Annotated in this window: 16 protein-coding genes; 13 read left to right on the top strand and 3 right to left on the bottom strand. The window is 61.6% G+C overall.

The annotated features are described in order from the left end of the window. The first annotated feature begins 80 nt into the window (after positions 1-80). Positions 81-1871 (top strand): acyl-CoA dehydrogenase, encoded by a 1791-nt coding sequence (locus OX462_RS22105; protein WP_409027057.1) that lies wholly within the window; start codon positions 81-83, stop codon positions 1869-1871. A gap of 234 nt (positions 1872-2105) precedes the next feature. Here OX462_RS22105 and OX462_RS22100 read toward each other — a convergent pair whose 3' ends face one another. Continuing rightward, positions 2106-2732, bottom strand: coding sequence for a glycine zipper 2TM domain-containing protein (locus OX462_RS22100; RefSeq protein WP_070221856.1), 627 nt, complete (start codon positions 2730-2732; stop codon positions 2106-2108). A gap of 135 nt (positions 2733-2867) precedes the next feature. Next, a complete protein-coding gene (locus OX462_RS22095) occupies positions 2868-3302 on the bottom strand; it encodes an NINE protein (RefSeq protein ID WP_409027056.1) in 435 nt (144 codons plus the stop codon). Between the two features lie 277 nt (positions 3303-3579). Here OX462_RS22095 and rpsP point away from each other — a divergent pair, with 277 nt between their 5' ends. The 10 genes from rpsP (at position 3580) to OX462_RS22045 (ending at position 10959) form a co-directional block, all read left to right on the top strand. Then, complete coding sequence (gene rpsP / locus OX462_RS22090; protein WP_010395524.1) at positions 3580-3831, top strand: 30S ribosomal protein S16; 252 nt, start codon at positions 3580-3582, stop codon at positions 3829-3831. Between the two features lie 13 nt (positions 3832-3844). After that, positions 3845-4402, top strand: a complete 558-nt coding sequence (gene rimM, locus OX462_RS22085) for a ribosome maturation factor RimM (RefSeq protein WP_070221854.1) — start codon at positions 3845-3847, stop codon at positions 4400-4402. Positions 4403-4452: 50 nt separating this feature from the next. Beyond that, positions 4453-5199 carry a tRNA (guanosine(37)-N1)-methyltransferase TrmD gene (trmD, locus tag OX462_RS22080; RefSeq protein WP_409027055.1) on the top strand — a complete coding sequence of 249 codons (747 nt, stop codon included), beginning with the start codon at positions 4453-4455 and terminating at the stop codon, positions 5197-5199. A 131-nt stretch (positions 5200-5330) separates the two neighbouring features. Further along, positions 5331-5714: a 50S ribosomal protein L19 gene (gene rplS / locus OX462_RS22075; protein WP_010395528.1), complete on the top strand. Its 384-nt coding sequence runs from the start codon at positions 5331-5333 to the stop codon at positions 5712-5714. Positions 5715-5794: 80 nt separating this feature from the next. Further along, entirely contained in the window at positions 5795-6454 is a 660-nt protein-coding gene (locus OX462_RS22070; protein ID WP_070313791.1) for a CoA pyrophosphatase, read from the top strand. A 97-nt stretch (positions 6455-6551) separates the two neighbouring features. After that, a complete protein-coding gene (locus OX462_RS22065) occupies positions 6552-7511 on the top strand; it encodes a CobD/CbiB family protein (protein WP_070221851.1) in 960 nt (319 codons plus the stop codon). A 224-nt stretch (positions 7512-7735) separates the two neighbouring features. Further along, positions 7736-8071, top strand: coding sequence for a DUF3579 domain-containing protein (locus OX462_RS22060; protein ID WP_070221850.1), 336 nt, complete (start codon positions 7736-7738; stop codon positions 8069-8071). 81 nt (positions 8072-8152) lie between these two features. Continuing rightward, complete coding sequence (locus OX462_RS22055; protein WP_070221849.1) at positions 8153-8602, top strand: CBS domain-containing protein; 450 nt, start codon at positions 8153-8155, stop codon at positions 8600-8602. Between the two features lie 78 nt (positions 8603-8680). Further along, positions 8681-9499 (top strand): GyrI-like domain-containing protein, encoded by an 819-nt coding sequence (locus tag OX462_RS22050; protein ID WP_409027054.1) that lies wholly within the window; start codon positions 8681-8683, stop codon positions 9497-9499. Then, on the top strand, positions 9496-10959 hold the full coding sequence (locus OX462_RS22045) for a nitrilase-related carbon-nitrogen hydrolase (RefSeq protein WP_409027053.1): 1464 nt from the start codon (positions 9496-9498) through the stop codon (positions 10957-10959). Before OX462_RS22050 ends, OX462_RS22045 begins: the two co-directional genes overlap by 4 nt. 193 nt (positions 10960-11152) lie before the next feature. Here OX462_RS22045 and OX462_RS22040 read toward each other — a convergent pair whose 3' ends face one another. Beyond that, positions 11153-11893 carry a GntR family transcriptional regulator gene (locus OX462_RS22040; protein ID WP_070221847.1) on the bottom strand — a complete coding sequence of 247 codons (741 nt, stop codon included), beginning with the start codon at positions 11891-11893 and terminating at the stop codon, positions 11153-11155. Between the two features lie 387 nt (positions 11894-12280). Here OX462_RS22040 and OX462_RS22035 point away from each other — a divergent pair, with 387 nt between their 5' ends. Then, positions 12281-14941 (top strand): TonB-dependent receptor, encoded by a 2661-nt coding sequence (locus tag OX462_RS22035; protein ID WP_409027052.1) that lies wholly within the window; start codon positions 12281-12283, stop codon positions 14939-14941. A gap of 202 nt (positions 14942-15143) precedes the next feature. Continuing rightward, entirely contained in the window at positions 15144-17843 is a 2700-nt protein-coding gene (locus OX462_RS22030; protein ID WP_409027051.1) for a TonB-dependent receptor, read from the top strand. Positions 17844-17890: the final 47 nt, after the last annotated feature.

Genomic DNA, 17890 nt, shown 5'->3' with positions numbered 1-17890 from the left:
ATCAGGTTTTGTATATCACGAAGCCACGCCGGCCCGCCCCACACGGCGAGCCGCGCGTGGCTTTTTTCTTGGAGAAATAGATGAGCTATCAAGCCCCGCTGAAAGACATGTTGTTCGTCATGAACGAACTGGCCGGCCTGGCCGAAATCCATACTTTGCCTGGCTGCGAAGACGCGACACCCGACACGGCCGAAGCCGTGCTGGAAGAAAACGCCAAGTTCTGCGGCGGCGTGGTGGCCCCCCTGAACTGGCCCAGCGACAAGGAACCGAGCTTCTGGCACGACGGCCAGGTCACGACCTCGAAAGGCTTCAAGGAAGCGTTCAAGGCCTACGGCGAAGCGGGCTGGCAGGGCGTGCAGCATCCGACGGAATTTGGCGGCCAGGGCTTGCCCAAGCTTTTGGCCACGCCCTGCATCGAAATGCTCAATTCGGCCAGCATCTCGTTTGCCCTGGTCGCCCTGCTGTCGGACGGCGCCATCGAAGCGCTGCTGACGGCCGGCAGCGACGAGCAGAAAGCCACCTACCTGGAAAACCTGGTCTCCGGCACGTGGACGGGCACCATGAACCTGACGGAGCCGCAGGCGGGGTCCGACCTGGCCGCCGTGCGCACGCGCGCCGTGCCGCAGGACGATGGCACCTATAAAGTCTTTGGCACGAAGATTTTCATCACGTACGGCGAACACGACATGGCAGAAAACATCGTCCATCTGGTGCTGGCCCGCACGCCGGACGCACCGGCCGGCGTAAAAGGCATTTCGCTGTTCATCGTGCCAAAATTCCTCGTCAACGCGGACGGCAGCCTCGGTGCGCGCAACGACGCGCACTGCGTGTCCATCGAGCACAAACTCGGCATCAAGGCCAGCCCCACGGCCGTGCTGCAGTTCGGCGACCATGGCGGCGCCATCGGCACCCTGGTGGGCGAGGAAAACCGCGGTCTCGAATACATGTTCATCATGATGAACGCGGCCCGCTTCGGCGTGGGCCTGCAAGGCATCGGCCTGGCCGAGCGCGCCTACCAGCAGGCCGTGGCGTTCGCCAAGGACCGCGTGCAGTCGCGCGACCTGGCCGGCTCGCCCGGTCCGGTCTCCATCATCCACCACCCGGACGTGCGCCGCATGCTGATGTCGATGCGCTCGCAGACGGAGGCGGCGCGCGCGCTGGCCTACGTGGGCGCGGCCATCAGCGACGTGGCGCACCACCATCCGGACGCCGACGTGCGCGCGGAAAGTCTGGCGACGTATGAATACCTGGTGCCCGTGATCAAGGGCTGGGCCACGGAAATGTCGCAGGACGTCACGCGCGACGGCGTGCAAGTGCACGGCGGCATGGGTTTCATCGAAGAGACGGGAGCCGCCCAGCATTACCGTGACGCCAAGATCCTGACGATCTACGAAGGCACGACGGCCATCCAGGCGAACGACCTCGTGGGCCGCAAGACGGTGCGCGACGGCGGCGCCGTGGCAAAAGCCATCATCGCCCAGGTGCGCGCTACGGAAGCCCAGCTGGGCGAACTGACCGGCGCCGACTTCCAGGCCATGCAGCGCCACCTGGCCGAAGGCAGCGCCGCGCTGGAAGCCGTGGTCGAGTATGTGGTGGCGAACATGAAGACGGACATCAAGGCCGTGTTCGCGGGCAGCGTGCCCTACCTGAAGCTGGCCGGCATCGTGCTGGGCGGCTGGCAAATGGCCCGCGCGGCCATCGTGGCGCAGCAAAAGCTGGGAGAGGGCAGCGGCGACGCATCGTTCTACAAGGCAAAAATCGCCACAGCCCGCTTCTTTGCTGACCACATCCTGTCGCAGGCACCGGGCTTACGCGCCACCATCATCGACGGCAGCGCCGGCGTGATGGCCTTGTCGGAAGAGCAGTTTTAAGCGGGGTCAGACCCCCTCGTCCGCTAACGCCGAGTTTGGCGTTGGCATTGTTGAGGGTCTGACCCCAGCAGTGTGCTGAAGACCCGCAGAAGGCAAAAAAAGCGCTGGAGATCGCTCTCCAGCGCTTTTTTAAACCACAAAGACAAATGCCGGGGTCAGACCCGCCGGGGGAATGTGCGCCAATGGCGCGCATTCCGATCCCACAGGGACTGACCCCGGATTTACTCTGCGTTCTTAGCGGCGGGCGATGCCGTTGCCCGAATTGCGTACCAAGTCGCCAGCCGCGAGGCCAGGATCCTGGTCAAACGCGAAATCGGCCTTGGCGCCCGTTTCGTATTGCACGGTGACGGTCCAGGTCTTGGCGTTCTTCATGTGGCCTTCGACTTGCTTGCCCGCGTAGGCGCCGCCAGCGGCGCCGGCCAGGGTGGCCAGATCCTTGCCGCGTCCGCCGCCGACCTGGCGGCCCAGCAGGGCGCCGGCCACGCCGCCGCCGATCATGCCCAGTGCGCCGCCTTCACCGGCTTTTTCAGTGACGTTGACTGCCAGCACCTTGCCGCAATCGGCGCAAATCTGATGCTGCGGCTGCTTGGAAGGCTGGCTGGCGTAGGAGTTGCCCGCCTTTTGCGCGGCCTTGGCATTGATGATGGCCTGGTCGTATTCGCCCTTGGCGTCGCGCAGGCATTGCATGCGGGCTTTCGAGCTGCTTTCTTCTGCGCACAATTTCTTGTCGTCCGCATAGCGCGTGTTGGCTTGCTTCGTGTCGTACGCGTATTGCGCCTTCGGCGACAGGTTTTGCGCGAAGGCGGATGTGCTGAACAGGGCCGTGACGGCGACTGCGAGGATGAGTGGGCGACGAATCATGATCTTCTCCTGGGGTGTGTTGAATGTGCCGGTAATGTTGGCATTGTGAATGCAGTATAGAGGAAAATCATGATTGCTTACCAACACTTACATGTGCGTGCGGGGCGACGGATAGATGTCATTTCCATGCGGAAATTAACCGTAGGCGCCGCCTGTGTACAGCAAGTCGAACAGGCGCGCCATGGTGGCGATCAGCACGCCCGCGCCTAGCATCAAGGTAGCGACCAGCACCACGGCCAGGGGCCAGCCCGTGTCCGACAGGCGGCTTGATGCGGCATTGTAGCGGGCGTCCCACTTGTCGTCCGGCATCAAGCCCAGGATCAGCGCTTCCAGGAAGCCGCCCAGCGCGGACAGGGTCAGCGGCAATATCTGATAAAACCAGTCCGCCTCGGGAAACAGCTGATGCAGCAGTGCGCTGGCGGGCAGGGCGGCCAGGTGTAGCCAGCCCCAGCGGTCTTTGGCGCCGTGCAGGTAGAAGCGGTGTGCGCCCAGCGTGCCCAGCAAAAAGGCCAGCAGGGTGGTGAATGCCTTGTTCTTGTGCGACTGTTGCAAAATGGTAGCGGTGGTCATGGGACTCCAGAATTGCTCATCAGTAAAGATTGCCAGTATCGGTCATTGCCTCGCACAACGATAGCACTTTCCTGTGGCGTTTATGCAATGATTTCGCCTGAGTTCAAGCCATGGCCGGCACGATAGACGCAGACGCCTATTGCGTCTTCGGCCCTGACTGGTCATAATGTTTGATTAGCCCAAATTACACGCCCGTCATCATAACGCTTGCTGCCTGGCGGTAAAGCGCGCTATAATTTGCGGCTTTTTCCGCCTCAGCACACTTTTTGGAAATATTATGGTCGTTATTCGTTTAGCTCGTGGAGGCGCCAAGAAGCGCCCGTTCTTCAACATCGTCGCTACTGATTCGCGCAATCGCCGCGATGGTCGCTTCATTGAGCGTATCGGTTTTTACAACCCGATGGCGCAAGGTGGCGAAGTTCCACTGCGTATCACCGCAGACCGTCTGGCCTACTGGCAAGGCGTTGGCGCACAATTGTCGCCAACCGTTGCTCGCCTGGTAGCCAGCAACAACAAAGCAGCAGCTTAATTAGATCACTGGTTTGACGGTCAAGACTGCATCCGGGGTGAAAGTCCCCGATGACCTGGTACAGGTAGGCTATGTCTCCGGTGCTTATGGCATTGCTGGCGGGGTCAGGATCACTCCTTTCTCCGACGATGCGGATGCATTATTAAGCGTCAAAACCTGGTGGTTTGATAAACCGACCTTGCATGATGTTCAAGTCAGGCAAGCGAAGTTACACGGCGGCGACGTCGTGGCCCAGCTGGTGGGTGTGGTCGGGCGGGATGCCGCAGAAGCGCTGAAAGGCGTGTCTGTGCAAATTCCGCGTAGCCATTTCCCGACGCTGTCGGCCGATGAGTTTTATTGGTCCGATCTGATCGGACTGACAGTCGAGAATTTGCAAGGCGAGTGCCTCGGCACAGTGCACGACATGATGAGCAATGGTCCGCAGTCAATCTTGCGCGTTACGCCCGTCGCCAGTGCCGATGAGACCGTTGAAAAGGCGCCTGAGCGCCTGATCCCGTTTGTTGGCCAGTTTGTCATTAACGTTGACAAGGCTGCCAGCAAGATCACGGTCGACTGGGGCCTCGATTATTAAACCGCCTGCGCATAACTTTGCGCCGGGCAATGTTTTCAGGATGGCGAGCGATGCAATTTGATGTCGTGACCCTGTTCCCGGAAATGTTTGCCGCGCTGACGCAGTCGGGTGTGACCCGGCGCGCCTTCGAGCAGGGGAAATGTGGCTTGTCCTTGTGGAATCCCCGTGATTTCACGACCGACAATCACCGCACCGTGGATGACCGCCCGTATGGCGGCGGCCCCGGCATGGTGATGATGGCCCGTCCCCTCGAAGCGACAATTAATGCCGCCAAGCAACGCCAGGCCGAATTGGGACTGGCGGCGCCCCGCGTGGTGTTCATGTCGCCGCAAGGCCGTCCGCTGACGCACGCGCGCGTCATGCAGTTGAAAGCCGAGCCTGGCCTGGTGATCCTGTGTGGCCGCTATGAAGCCGTGGACCAGCGTTTGCTGGACCGGTGCGTCGACGAGGAAATCAGCGTCGGCGACTTCGTCCTGTCGGGCGGTGAATTGCCCGCCATGGCGCTGATGGATGCGGTGATCCGCCTGTTGCCCGGTGTCTTGAACACGGAGGCATCGGCCATCGAGGACAGCTTCGTCAATGGCTTGCTCGATTCGCCGCACTACACGCGGCCGGAAACATACGAAGGCATGGCCGTGCCGCCCGTCTTGATGGGTGGCAATCATGCCGAGATCGTCAAGTGGCGCCGCCAGCGCATGCTGGAAGCGACCGCGACAAAGCGGCCTGACCTGCTGGTCAGTGCGCGCGCCGCCGGCTTGCTCAGCAAGACCGACGAAAAATTCTTGGCCAGCCTGTAAGCCGTCTCCGGACGGCCGGCAGGGTGGCCAGTAGTGCCGGGCATGTTGCCCATATTGTGTTACCCATCCTCTACCGGGCGGATACTTGCTATCCACAGTGCGCCGGCATGATGGTTTTCGGAGTTATAAAAATGGACTTGATTCAACAATTAGAGCAGGAAGAAATTGCTCGTCTGGGTAAAACCATTCCTGAATTCGCACCAGGCGATACCGTTATCGTCAGCGTCAACGTAGTCGAAGGTACGCGCAAGCGCGCCCAGGCTTACGAAGGCGTCGTTATCTCCCGTCGTAACCGTGGCCTGAACTCGAACTTCATCGTTCGCAAGATCTCGTCCGGCGAAGGCGTTGAGCGTACGTTCCAACTGTACTCGCCGCTGATCGCTTCGATCGAAGTGAAACGCCGTGGTGATGTTCGCCGCGCCAAGCTGTACTATCTGCGTGAGCGTTCGGGTAAATCGGCGCGTATCAAAGAAAAATTGCCAAACCGCCGCGTTGTGGCGAAAGCAAGCGCGTAATATCAGCGTCTGCGTTGGGAAAAGGGGTACCGTATTGGTGCCCCTTTTTTTATTCTGAATTGCTAATGGGACAAGCTGCCATGGCCACCATCGCATTTGATCCAAAACAACTCGCCATCGATTCGATCGCCGGCGAGGCGGCGCTGGACGCCGTGCGCCTGACGCCGGACTGGCTGCGCCAGCGCCTGGCCGAACAGCCTGACTGGCAGCCCGAGATCACCCAGGATTTCCTCTCCGCCCGCGCCGTGCCCGTGCGCGCCGCCGTCCTCATTCCCCTGGTGCAGCGGCCGCAGGGCTTGACCATTTTGCTGACCATGCGCACGGACCATCTGAGCAGTCATGCGGGCCAGGTCAGCTTTCCCGGCGGTCGCAGCGAGCCGTTCGATGGCTCGCCCGTGGCCACGGCCTTGCGCGAAACGGAAGAAGAAGTGGGCCTGGCGCGCGAGCACATCGAAGTGCTGGGCTGCCTGCCCGACTACCTGACGGGCACGGGCTACCAGGTCACGCCCGTGGTGGGCCTGGTAACGCCGCCGTTCGAACTGCGCGCCGACCCGTCCGAGGTGGCGGAAATCTTCGAAGTGCCGCTGGCCTTCCTCATGGATGGCATCAACCATCAGCGCCTGTCGGTGGAATTGCCGGGCGGACGGCGCTCGTTCTACGCCATGCCGTACGAGCGTTTCTACATTTGGGGCGCCACGGCCGGCATGCTGCGCAATCTGTTTCACCTGCTGCGCGCGTAAAATGGCGCCGCGCACGTAATAAGTTTGATTCCAGCACGGCACTGCGCTATCGTAGCGGGCATTGCGGTATTGCTGAAAAAGACAAAAAGGACGTTTGATGACATTTCTCTCCATACTTTGCGCATTGCTGATCGAGCAGCTCAAACCTTTGCGCGCGGACAATCCGATCTACGCCGAAATCAAGAGCCTGGCGATGCGCATGGAGACCTGGTTCAATGCCGGCCACGCCAGCCACGGCCGCATGGGCTGGTTCCTCATGATCGGTGCGCTGATGGTGCCGACGGCGGGCGTGTACTGGATCTTGCTCCACTATCAGCTGACCCTGCTGGCCTTTGCCTGGAACGTCCTCATCGTCTACCTGACCCTGGGCTTCCGTCATTACAGCCATTACTTCACCTCGATCCAGCTGGCCCTGAGCGCCGGCGACGAAGCGACCGCGCGCACCTTGCTGGCCGACTGGACCAAGCTCGACACGGTGGGCATGGAAGCGAGCGAGATCGCCCGCATCGCCGTGGAAAAAGCCCTGATCACCACGCACCGCAATGTGTTTGGCGTGTTCTTCTGGTTCCTCATGCCGCTGGGTCCTGCCTGCGCCGTGATGTACCGCGTGGCCGAATACCTGGCGCGCGCCTGGAACGAGCCCGAGCACATGCGCAATGAAGCGTTCGGCCAGTTCGCCGCGCGCGCCTTTTACTGGATCGACTGGATCCCCGTGCGCCTGACGGCCGTGGCGTTTGCCGTGGTCGGCAATTTCGAGGACGCCATCTACGCCTGGCGCAATTTCGCCCAGCGCTGGCAGGACGAGTCCATCGGCATCATCCTGACGGCCGGCGGCGGCGCCATGGGCGTACGCCTGGGCACGCCAGCGGAAACGGCCGCGCGCGTGCTCGTCACGCCCGACATGGCCGTCGACGACAGCGACAGCGAAAGCGATATCCTGCCGGGCGAAGAGCCGGGCGCGCGCGCCTTGCAGAGCACGGTGGGCCTCGTCTGGCGCGCCTTGCTGCTGTGGATGCTGTTGCTGCTGTTGATGTCGGGCGCCGTTTTCCTCGGCTGACGCGGGCGCACATGCGCCATCCATGCGCCTTGCGCGTGGAACAAGGTTAAAATAGGGGCTGGCGCGCAAGGCGTGCCGGCCCCTGTTTGCATCGCCAGGGCAGATGGAGGTAGAACCCAAGTCTTCTATAAGATATAATACTGGCTTACCGCAGCAAACGTAGTTGACTACCAGCCCGGCTTACCCGCCGGGGCCATTCACGCAATCCAGTCCCGACAAGCCACATGGCCGAGTTATCTCAAAAAACAGGGGAACTCTCAGACGAGTTCTTCATCCTTGGTCTCACCAGCAATGGCAAGCAATTCCGACCCAGCGATTGGGCCGAGCGCCTTTGCGGAGTGATGTCCTGTTTCAATCCCGACGGCGGCGGGCGCAATGCGCACCTCCAGTATTCGCCCTACGTGCGCCCGACCGTCGTCAATGGCGTCAAGTCGGTGGTGGTCAACACCAAGCTGCGCGAGATCGAGCCGATGGCGTTTCACTTCGTGCGCGAATTTGCCAAGGATAACGACCTGCAGATCGTCGAAGCCTGCTTCTTGCCGCCCCCAGAAGAAAAGTAAGACCGTTTCAATTGATTTGCCTCAAACCCGCCACGGCGGGCTGGCGTAGCGTGGACACTCTGCCTCAAACGGAGCGGCGACATGCGCATCGGCGACATCTGTACCCTGCATACCATCCATTGCCAGCGTGACACCAGCGTGCAAGACGCCGCGCTGCTGATGCGCCAGCACCACGTGGGCGACCTGATCGTGGCCGAACAGCCGAACGGCGAGCGCGTCCCCATCGGCATCCTCACCGACCGCGACATCGTCATTTCCGTCATCGCCCTCGGTCTCGACCCCGCCAGCCTGCTGGTGGGCGACATCATGAGCGCGCAGCTGCTCACCGCCAGCGAAGACGAAGACGTCTACGACATCATCGAACGCATGCGCGTCAACGGCATCCGCCGCCTGCCCGTGGTCAACAGCCTGGGCGCGCTTTCCGGCGTTGTCAGCATCGACGACTTGCTGGCCTTCCTGGCCCAGGAAATGGCCGAGCTGGCGCGCATCAGCAGCGGCCAGCTGGTCCACGAAAAGCGCACCAGAAAGTAAGCGCGTATTGCGCAATTCCGGTCAAGCCACGGCTTGCTGAAAATGCTACAGTCGCTGCTCGTTCAACGGGAAGCGTTCATGCACTATCTGGCCAAGGCACTCTGGTATATCGAATCGCATTATGCGGACGATCTCTCGCTCGGCGATATCGCCCACGTGGGCGGCGCCTCGCCCTGCCATCTGACGCGCGCGTTCGGCCTGGCCACGGGCCACTCCGTGATGCGCTATGTGCGGGCGCGCCGGCTCAGCGAGGCGGCGCGCGCGCTGGCCCAGGGCGCGCAAGACATCCTTGCCGTCGCCCTGGAGGCCGGCTACGGTTCCCATGAAGCCTTTACGCGGGCCTTCCGCGACCAGTTCCACGTCACGCCGGAAACGGTGCGGGCCCAGCGCCACGTCGCCAACCTGGCGCTGGTGGACGCCATCAAAATGGATGTGGCGCCGGGCGTGCCTTTGGCGCCGCCCCGTTTCGAGCAGGGCCCCGCCTTGCTGGTGGCGGGCCTCGTTGAGCGGTATTGCGCGGAATCGTCTGCCGGCATTCCCGCCCTGTGGCAGCGCTTCCTGCCCCATGTGGCGCCCGGTCAGCTCGTGTATGGCGTGTGCTGCAACAATGACGACGCGGGCAATTTCGACTACCTGTGCGCCATGCCGGTGGCCGACTTTTCCCAGGCTCCCGACGGCTGGGCGCGGCTGCGCATCGCGCCGCAGCGCTACGCCGTGTTTCATCACCGCGGCCACATTTCCACCATCCGCGCCACCTGGCATACCGTGTGGAACGAGTGGCTGCCGCAGTCGGGGCTGGAAGTGGCCGACGCGCCCGACTTTGAACGCTACGACCGGCAATTCGATCCCGCCAGCGGCGTCGGTGGCGTGGAAATCTGGCTTCCCCTGAAAGCATGAGCATGCCCGATACCTTGTCTGCGCCCATCCTGTTCGCCGGCACCACCGCGCTGCGCCGTCGCCTGTCGCAAACCGCCGCCGCGCTGGCGGCGGGCCTGCCCCTGTACTGGGTGCTTGGGCCACAGCCGCTGGGCCCGCTGGCCTGGTGCGCGCCGTTGCCCGTGCTGTGGCTGGCCCTGCGCTCGTCGCGCCGCGATGCGGCCTGGATGACCTTCCTGGCCACCGTGCTGGGTCTGTCATCCAACTTCAGTTATTTTCGCCTGCTCATGCCCTTGCCGGCCGTGCTGGCCGTGATCACCGTCAAGGCACTGCTGTGGCTGCTGGTAGTGCTGGCCACGCGGCGCCTCGTGCTGCGTTACCGGGCGTCGTGGACGGTGCTGGCGTACCCCGTGCTGTGGGTGGCTATCGATACCCTGATGGCGGCCTTGCTGCCCGATGGTAACTGGGGCAGCCTTGCGTATTCGCAAGCGGACAATGTTGCCATATTGCAGGTAGCGGCCCTGGCCGGCGTGCCTGGCCTGCTGTTTCTGCTGTGCCTGGCGCCGTCCGCGCTGGCCTTGCTGCTGGCCGGCGGACGTGCGTATGCACCAGCGGCGGGGGCGACGTTGCTGCTGCTGGCGGCTGCGTTTGGCGGTGGCGCCTGGCGCGTGCAGGGCGCACCGGCAGCAAGCGGGCCACTGGCGGGACTGGTGGCCATCGACGACTTCATCGGCCCGGCCACGCCGCCGGCACGCGCGCAAGCCGTCTGGGACCAGTACGCGCGCCACGTGGTGCAACTGGCCGGGCAGGGCGCCAGGCTGGTGCTGTTGCCGGAAAAGATAGCCGTGCTGGCGCCCGCGCAGGCGGATGCCGTGCGGCAGCGTTTCCAGGCGCTGGCGCGCGGGACGGGTGCGTGGATTACCCTGGGCATCGGCGTGCAGGATGCTGCCGGCCGGCGCAACCTGGCCTGGCTGTTCGCGCCCGATGGCGCCGCGCCCGTCAGCTATCAAAAACATCATCTGGCGCCGCCCGAGCGCGATTTTCTTGCCGGCAGCGCGTATGCCGTGCAGCCGGTGGCGGGGCAAGCCATGGGCCTGGCCATCTGCAAGGACATGCATTTCGCGCCCCTGGGGCAGGCGTATGGCGCGGCCGGGGTGCAGGCGATGCTGGTGCCGGCCTGGGATTTTCAGCTGGACGGCTGGATGGGCGCGCGCATGACGGTGGTGCGCGGCGTGGAAAACGGTTATGCCGTGCTGCGCGCGGCGCGCGAGGGGGTACTGACGGTCAGCGACGCGTATGGCCGCGTGCTGGCGGAACGGGCCAGCAGCGCCATGCCGGGCAGCACCTTGCTGGCGCCGCTGCCGGCGCACTCGCCCGTCGCCACCTGGGCTGGCTGGCTGGGGCCGCTGTTCGGCTGGCTCTGCGTGGCGCTGGGCGTAATGTTGCTGTGCGCGGGACGCCGCGCCATGCCTTCTGCGTGATGGGAAAAGTCAGATTTTGCTGCAATGCGCAAAAACGCGTTGCGCAGCCCTTTTTATATTCTCCGTACGCAGGTCACATAATCGCCGCCGATTCATTCGCCATGGCCGTGCATATAATAGGCGTGATGGCGGCATATATATTGCACTGCAATAAATGGTGTTATCTGGTATTCGTGAAATGCGGCGATTGGTATTAATTGGTACTTAATTCAGCCACGAAGTCATACATATCGCCGCGGAAGTAGGAGCGGCAAAACTCCACGGCGCGGCCATCGCGCAAAAAGCCCAGCCTTTCCACCGACAAGCCCGCGTCGCCTTCCTCCGCCTGCAGCAGGCTGGCCTGCTCGCCCGTCAGCAACAGCGCGCTGAGGCGCTGCAGGGCGCGCACGGGCCGGTTGCCCGCCTGTTCCAGCGCGTCGTACATCGATACGTCGACGGCGTCGAGCGCCGGCAGGCAACTGGCGACGATGGTCGCGTATTCCAGGCACATCGGTATTTCGTCCGCATAGCGGATGCGGTGGAAGCGGTACACGGGCGCGCCCGGCGACAGCCGCAGGCGCAAGGCCTCTTCCGGCGTCACGGTGCCCTCTGCGCGCTTGAGCCACACACTGCGCGGCGTGCGTCCGCGCGCCCGCATGTCCTCGGAAAACGAGGTCAGCTTGGCGAAGTTTTTCTCGATGCGCGTATTGATGAAATTGCCCGAGCCGGGGCGCCGCACCAGCAAGCCTTCGTTGACGAGGCCATCGATGGCCTTGCGCACGGTGATGCGCGAGACGGCCAGGTCGCTGGCCAGCTGGCGCTCGGCCGGCAGGGCTTCGTCGGGGCCGAGGATGCGCTTGTCGATCGCTTCGCGCAGCGCGCGCTGCAGTTGCTGGTACAGGGGCAGGCTACTCGTCTGCCCCAGGCCTTGCATGATGTGAGCCAGGGTTGTCATACGCTGAAGGTCTCCGTTACGGCGCGTTGCAGACGCGCTCTGTATCTGTTTTATGTCGCTGGATAATACCAAAAAAGACCGTTATAAAACCAATTTGAATTATCAGGGCGGCAATTTATGCCTGCCCTCGCTGGTATTTACCCCGCTCATACGGGCTACAAATTGATTTCGCTGAAGTGGTCTGTGTGATTCAAACAACGTTATAAAAAAAAAGTTGCAACTGGTAGTGTTCTGGTATTGGATAGTAGTATATTGGCGTTGAATTGGTTTTGTAAGTGGTTGTGCCGAAGGGTCTGCAGCATGCCGCAGTAGTAGGCGGGCTGGAAAGAAGACCTACGTTAAAAATGAAAAGGTTCCAATCCTGGAGCCTAAATCAAGGGGGAGTACATGAAACGCAATTTGACACCTGCAGCTGCCGTCGTGAAATCCGGTTCGCGTAGCCGTACGCCGATCGCTGCGGCCGTTGCCGTGATGGTCGCCGGTCTGTCCTTTTCGGCGCAGGCGCAGGAAGCGCCCGCCGAAGACGTGGCCACCGTGGTGACGGTGACCGGCGTGCGTGCCTCGCTGGAAAAATCGCTGAAGCAAAAACGTAATGCGGATTCCGTGGTGGAAGTAGTCACCGCCGAAGATATCGGCAAGATGCCAGACCGTAACGTGGCTGACGCGATCCAGCGCCTGCCAGGTGTGAATACCCAATCGTCGGCCGGCGGCGAAGGCGGCTTCGGCGAAAACGACCGCGTCAGCCTGCGCGGCACCAGCCCCAGCTTGCAGCAAACCCTGTTCAACGGCCACGCCATCAGCACCGGCGACTGGTTCGTGCTGAACCAATTCGGCGGCAACGTGGGCCGCAGCAGCAGTTTTTCCTTGCTGCCATCCGAGCTGGTGAGCTCGGTAGTGGTGAGAAAGAGCGCCACCGCTGATCTGGTGGAAGGCGGCGTGTCCGGTGCGATCGACGTGATCACGCGCCGCCCGCTGGAGTTCAAGAACAAGTTTACGGCCGAAGGCTCGATTCAGGCCAACTACAATGACCTGTCGGAGAAAACCCAGCCCCAATTCTCCGGTATGGTGAACTGGAAAAACGACGACAATACGCTGGGGATCATGGTGCAGGGTTTCTCGCAAAAGTCGGAAGTGCGTCGTGATGGCCAGGAAATCCTCGGTTACACGGCGATTTCTGCCGACAAGGCTGCTGCGCAGGCGCATCCTGATCTGGTGGGCGTACTGGCCCCTACCTTCATAGGCGCGAGTTTCTTCCAGCAAAAGAAAACCCGTGAGGGTGGTGCGTTTGATATCGAGTTCAAGCCGAACAAGGATCTGACGCTGGATTTGAATGGATTCTATTCGCAATTGAAGGCGCCGCATTCGAATACCAACCACCTGGCCGCGCCGAGTGGCTCGATCAATGCGGGGATGGTGCCGACGTCCTACACGGTGCGCAATAATACGCTCGTGGCGGCGAACTTCACGAAGAATGCCGGCGAGGTCGACAATATTTATCGTCCGGACGCAGGCGGTGAAACGTACTATCTGGACTTCAACTTCAAGTACCGCGCCAGCAAGGACCTGACCTTCACCGGCAAGCTGGGCAAGACCCACGGCGTGGGCTACGACCGTGATGATGTGTACTACCAAAACAAGGTCGATGGCGGCATGAACTATGCGCTCAATGGCATGAGTCCGGCTACCGTTTCCTATCCGGGCGGCACGACCACGGCGCCATTGGGCACGGCGTGGATCGGTGGCGGGGAATCGCAGTCGGTCGACAAGGAACTGTATACCCAGATCGATGGCGAATTGCGCCTGTCGAGCGGCATTTGGGATTCCATCAAGTTTGGCGCGCGCTTCACCGACCATAAACGTACCGCCGAGCACCCATTTGAAACGGGTCCTGGCGCGACAGGTCTGGACAGTGCCGGCCCCATCTGGAACGGTACGCTGTATCCGGGTAATTTCGCTTCCAACCTGGGCGGCAATTTGCCTACCAACTATTTCCGCTATGACGGCGATGCCCTGGCAAAATGGGCGGCGATTCCGGGCAACCGCAATCCTGACCGCGTCGCTCGCCACAACTGGCGCGATGAATTCAAGCTGCAGGAAAAAACCCAGGCAGTCTACGGTATGGCCAATCTGACCGGCGATAACTGGAGCGGTAACTTCGGCGTGCGCGCCGTCCATACCAAGCAGTCCACGACGGTGAATGCCAGCGGCGGTCCGATCACAGGTTCCGCATTTGGCGCCTACTCGCAAAACACTTATGATCGCAGCTATAACGACTTCCTGCCTAGCGCCAACATCAAGTTTGATGTCCGCAACGATCTCGTTGTGCGCGCGGCATTGGCCAAGACCATTGCGCGCCCTGACTATAGCGCGTTGGGCGGCGCCGTATCGCTGAATGAGGATTCCCTGAGTGGTACCAAGGGCAACATTAACCTCAATCCTGTGCGTTCGAACAATGCCGAAGTCAGCGCCGAGTGGTATTTCGCGCCAAAATCGGCGGTCTCGGCCGGCATCTTCTACATGGATTTGAATTCGATCGTGGCGCAACGTAACGTCAACGCCACCTATTTCAATACCAAGGTTGGTGCTGACAGGGTGTTCCAGGTGACCGAGTCCTACAACACCAAGGGCAAGAACAAGGGCGTCGAGTTGAGCTATCAGCAACCGGTGTTCGGTGATTTCGGCGTGCTGGCCAACTACACCTACGCCGACGGCAAGCTGAACGATGGCAGCGAATTGCTGAACGCGTCGAAAAACACCTATAACCTGACCGCTTTCTACGAAGCACACGGTTTTAGCGCGCGCCTGGCCTACAACTATCGCTCGGCCTACAAGGCCGGCGTGGACCGTGGCGCCAGCCAGCACGTCGACGACAGCAGCACGCTGGCAGGTTCGCTCAACTACAAGATCAACGAGCACTTCACGATCACGTTCGATGCGCTTAACCTGACCAACGAAACCATCAAGATGTACGCCGAAAACAAGGATCAGCCACGCGCGTTCTACAGCAATGGCCGTACCTTCTATCTGGGCCTGCGCGGCAAGCTGTAAGCAAGACGATCCGGCCTGATGCACCCGCGTCAGGCCCGGTCTTCCTCGGTCTTTCAAGGCAAGTTCCTGTTTCAGGGGCTTGCCTTTTTTTTCGGCGCTCCCGCTGATCTTTGTCGCTTTCTGCTGCACCCCGTCGTTTGCCGTCTGTACTCATCCATAAAACCGTCCCGCCAGCGCGGCGGGCATCCATAACGAGGAGTCTATGAACAGCCGTTTGCATCCCGTATTACATCCCATCGCCGCCGCCGCAGCCTTGCTGTCCATGAGCATGGCTGCCCAGGCGCAGCAAGCCCCCATGCAGGAAGTGGTCGTGACCGGCATCCGCGCCTCGCTGGAGCAATCGCTGAGCCAGAAGCGCAACAGCGATTCAGTGATCGACGTCGTCAGCGCGGAAGACATCGGCAAGTTGCCCGACAAGAACGTGGCTGACGCCGTGCAGCGTGTGCCTGGCGTCAACATTTCCTCGTCGGCCGGCGGTGAGGGCGGCTTCTCGGAAAATGACCGGGTCAGCATCCGCGGCACCAGTCCCAGCCTGACGCAAACCCTGATCAACGGCCACGCCGTGGGTACGGGCGACTGGTTTGTCACGGACCAGGTGGGCACCGTGGGGCGCAGCGTCAGCTTTGCCTTGCTGCCGTCGGAAATTGTCAGCCGCGTCACCGTGCAAAAGAGCGCGCAGGCGGACCTGGTGGAAGGCGGCGTGGCCGGCTCCATCAATATCGAGACGCGCAAGCCCCTCAGTTTCAAGCAGCCGTTCACGGCGGAATTGGCCGTGCAAGCCATCTATGCGGACTTGCCGGGCAAGACCGACCCTCAGATGAACGCCCTGTTTAACTGGAAGAACGAAGCGAAGACTATGGGCGTGCTGTTCCAGGTGTTTTCCGAGAAGCGCCACGAACGCCGTGACGGGCAGGAATTCTTCGGGTATGGCGCCATCGACGCCGACAGCCCTGCCGCGCAGAAACATCCGGAACTGGCCGGTGTGCTGGCACCGCTGGGCATCAACTCGGCCCTGTTCGAACAGGTACGCAAGCGCCAGGGGGGCAGCCTCGACCTGCAATTCAAGCCGACGTCTGATTTGATGCTGGACGTCAATGGCTTCTATTCCAAGCTGGACGCGGCCAATTACAACCGCAGCTTTTATAACCAGCCGGGCGCCAATCTGAATGCCGTCGATAATGACGGCAAGCATGTGGGCGTGATTCCCAGCGCGTTTACGGTCAAGAACAACACCCTGGTGGCAGCCGATTTTCCCGCGTCGCAATTTCCTGCCGCGAATGCCACCACGCCGTACAACGGTCAGCTGTATCCGGCCCTGGTGGACCAAATCTACCGCCCTGGCTCGAACTCGTCCACCGCCTACATCGACTTCAACGGCAGCTACCGCGCCAGCGAGCGCCTGCGCATCACGGGCAGCCTCGGCTACACGCGCGGCATAGGCGAAACACCCGTCGACCTCGGCTATGAGGCGGGCTTGACCGGTGTGGGCGTGTCGTACCAGCTGAACGGCCTGTCGCCGGCCAGGCTGAATTTCCCCGGTCTCGATGTTTCAAAGTTATCGAATGCGGTAACGGCATCGGCCTGGGGTTCGCATGTGGAAACCCTGGACACGGAAAAATACGGCCAGGCCGATGGCGAGCTGAGCATGGATTACGGCGTGCTGGAATCGCTGAAGTTCGGCGCGCGCTACGCGGAACACCACCGCAATGTGTCATGGCCGGAAAACCGCAGCTGCGCCGTGTGCGACGGCACGACGAATGCGCCCTTGCCGACATGGAATGGCGGCACCTACCCGGGCGACTATGGCAAGGGCCTGGGCGGCAATGCGCAGGGACGCTACTGGCAGCTCGATCCGGCCGACCTGGTGGCGTGGGCCAACAAGTATGACAATACGGGCGGCCCGAATTCGCGCAACTGGCCGGCTGAACTGGACGTGAAGGAAAAGGATAGCGCGGCCTACATCATGGCCAACCTGGCAGGCAACAAGTGGCGCGGCAACGTGGGCGTACGCGTGGTACGCACGCAGCAGACGACGGTGACGAACGTGCCGGGCGGCGAGAACCCGATCGGCCAGGAAAACATCTTTGGCACCTACACGCCCACCGTCGTCAAGCACAGCTACACGGATGTGCTGCCGAGCGCGAACATCAAGTTTGACCTCAGCAAGGACCTGGTGGCCCGCGCGGCGGTGGCGAAAACCATGGCGCGCGCCGACTACAGCGCCCTGGTGGGCGCCGTCAACCTGAACGACCAGTTGCTGACGGGAACGGGCGGCAATCCGGATTTGAAACCGATACGCTCGACCAACTACGACGCCACCCTGGAATGGTACTTCGCGCCGAAAGCCATGCTGTCCGTGGGGGCCTTCTACATGGACATGAAATCGTACGTGACGTTTGGTACGGCGCCCGTGAGCTACTACAATAATACCTTCAAGAAATTCAACACCTATGTGATCCAGTCGCCGACGAATATCGGCGCCAAGAACAAGGGTGTGGAACTCAGTTACCAGCAGGGCTTGTGGGGCGGTTTCGGCGTGGTGGGCAATTACACCTATACGAATGGCAAGGCCGACGATGGCGCCGCCGTGGTCGGCAGCTCGCGCGGCACCTACAACCTGGAAGGCTATTACGAGGACGAGCGGCTGAGCGCGCGCCTGGCCTATACCTACCGCTCCAGCTTCCTGGCCGGCCTGTTCAGCAGCTCGCCCCAGTATGTGCATGGCGTGGGCAACCTGGCCGCATCGCTCAACTACAAGATCGACGAGCGCTATTCGCTGACCTTCGATGTGCTGAACCTGAACAATCCGGTGCTCAAGTATTACGGCGCCAACCAGGACCAGCCGACGGCCCTGTATTCGAATGGCCGCCAGTTTTACTTTGGCCTGCGCGCCAAGTTGTAGTTTTTTTTACCGGCTTTCCGCCACAAGCGGGAAGCTGGTTTTTATCT

This window comes from Janthinobacterium aestuarii, assembly GCF_046113285.1.
Classification (GTDB): Bacteria; Pseudomonadota; Gammaproteobacteria; order Burkholderiales; family Burkholderiaceae_D; genus Janthinobacterium.
Note: the sequence above shows the minus strand (reverse complement) of the source record. Positions and strands in the feature narration are given on the sequence as shown.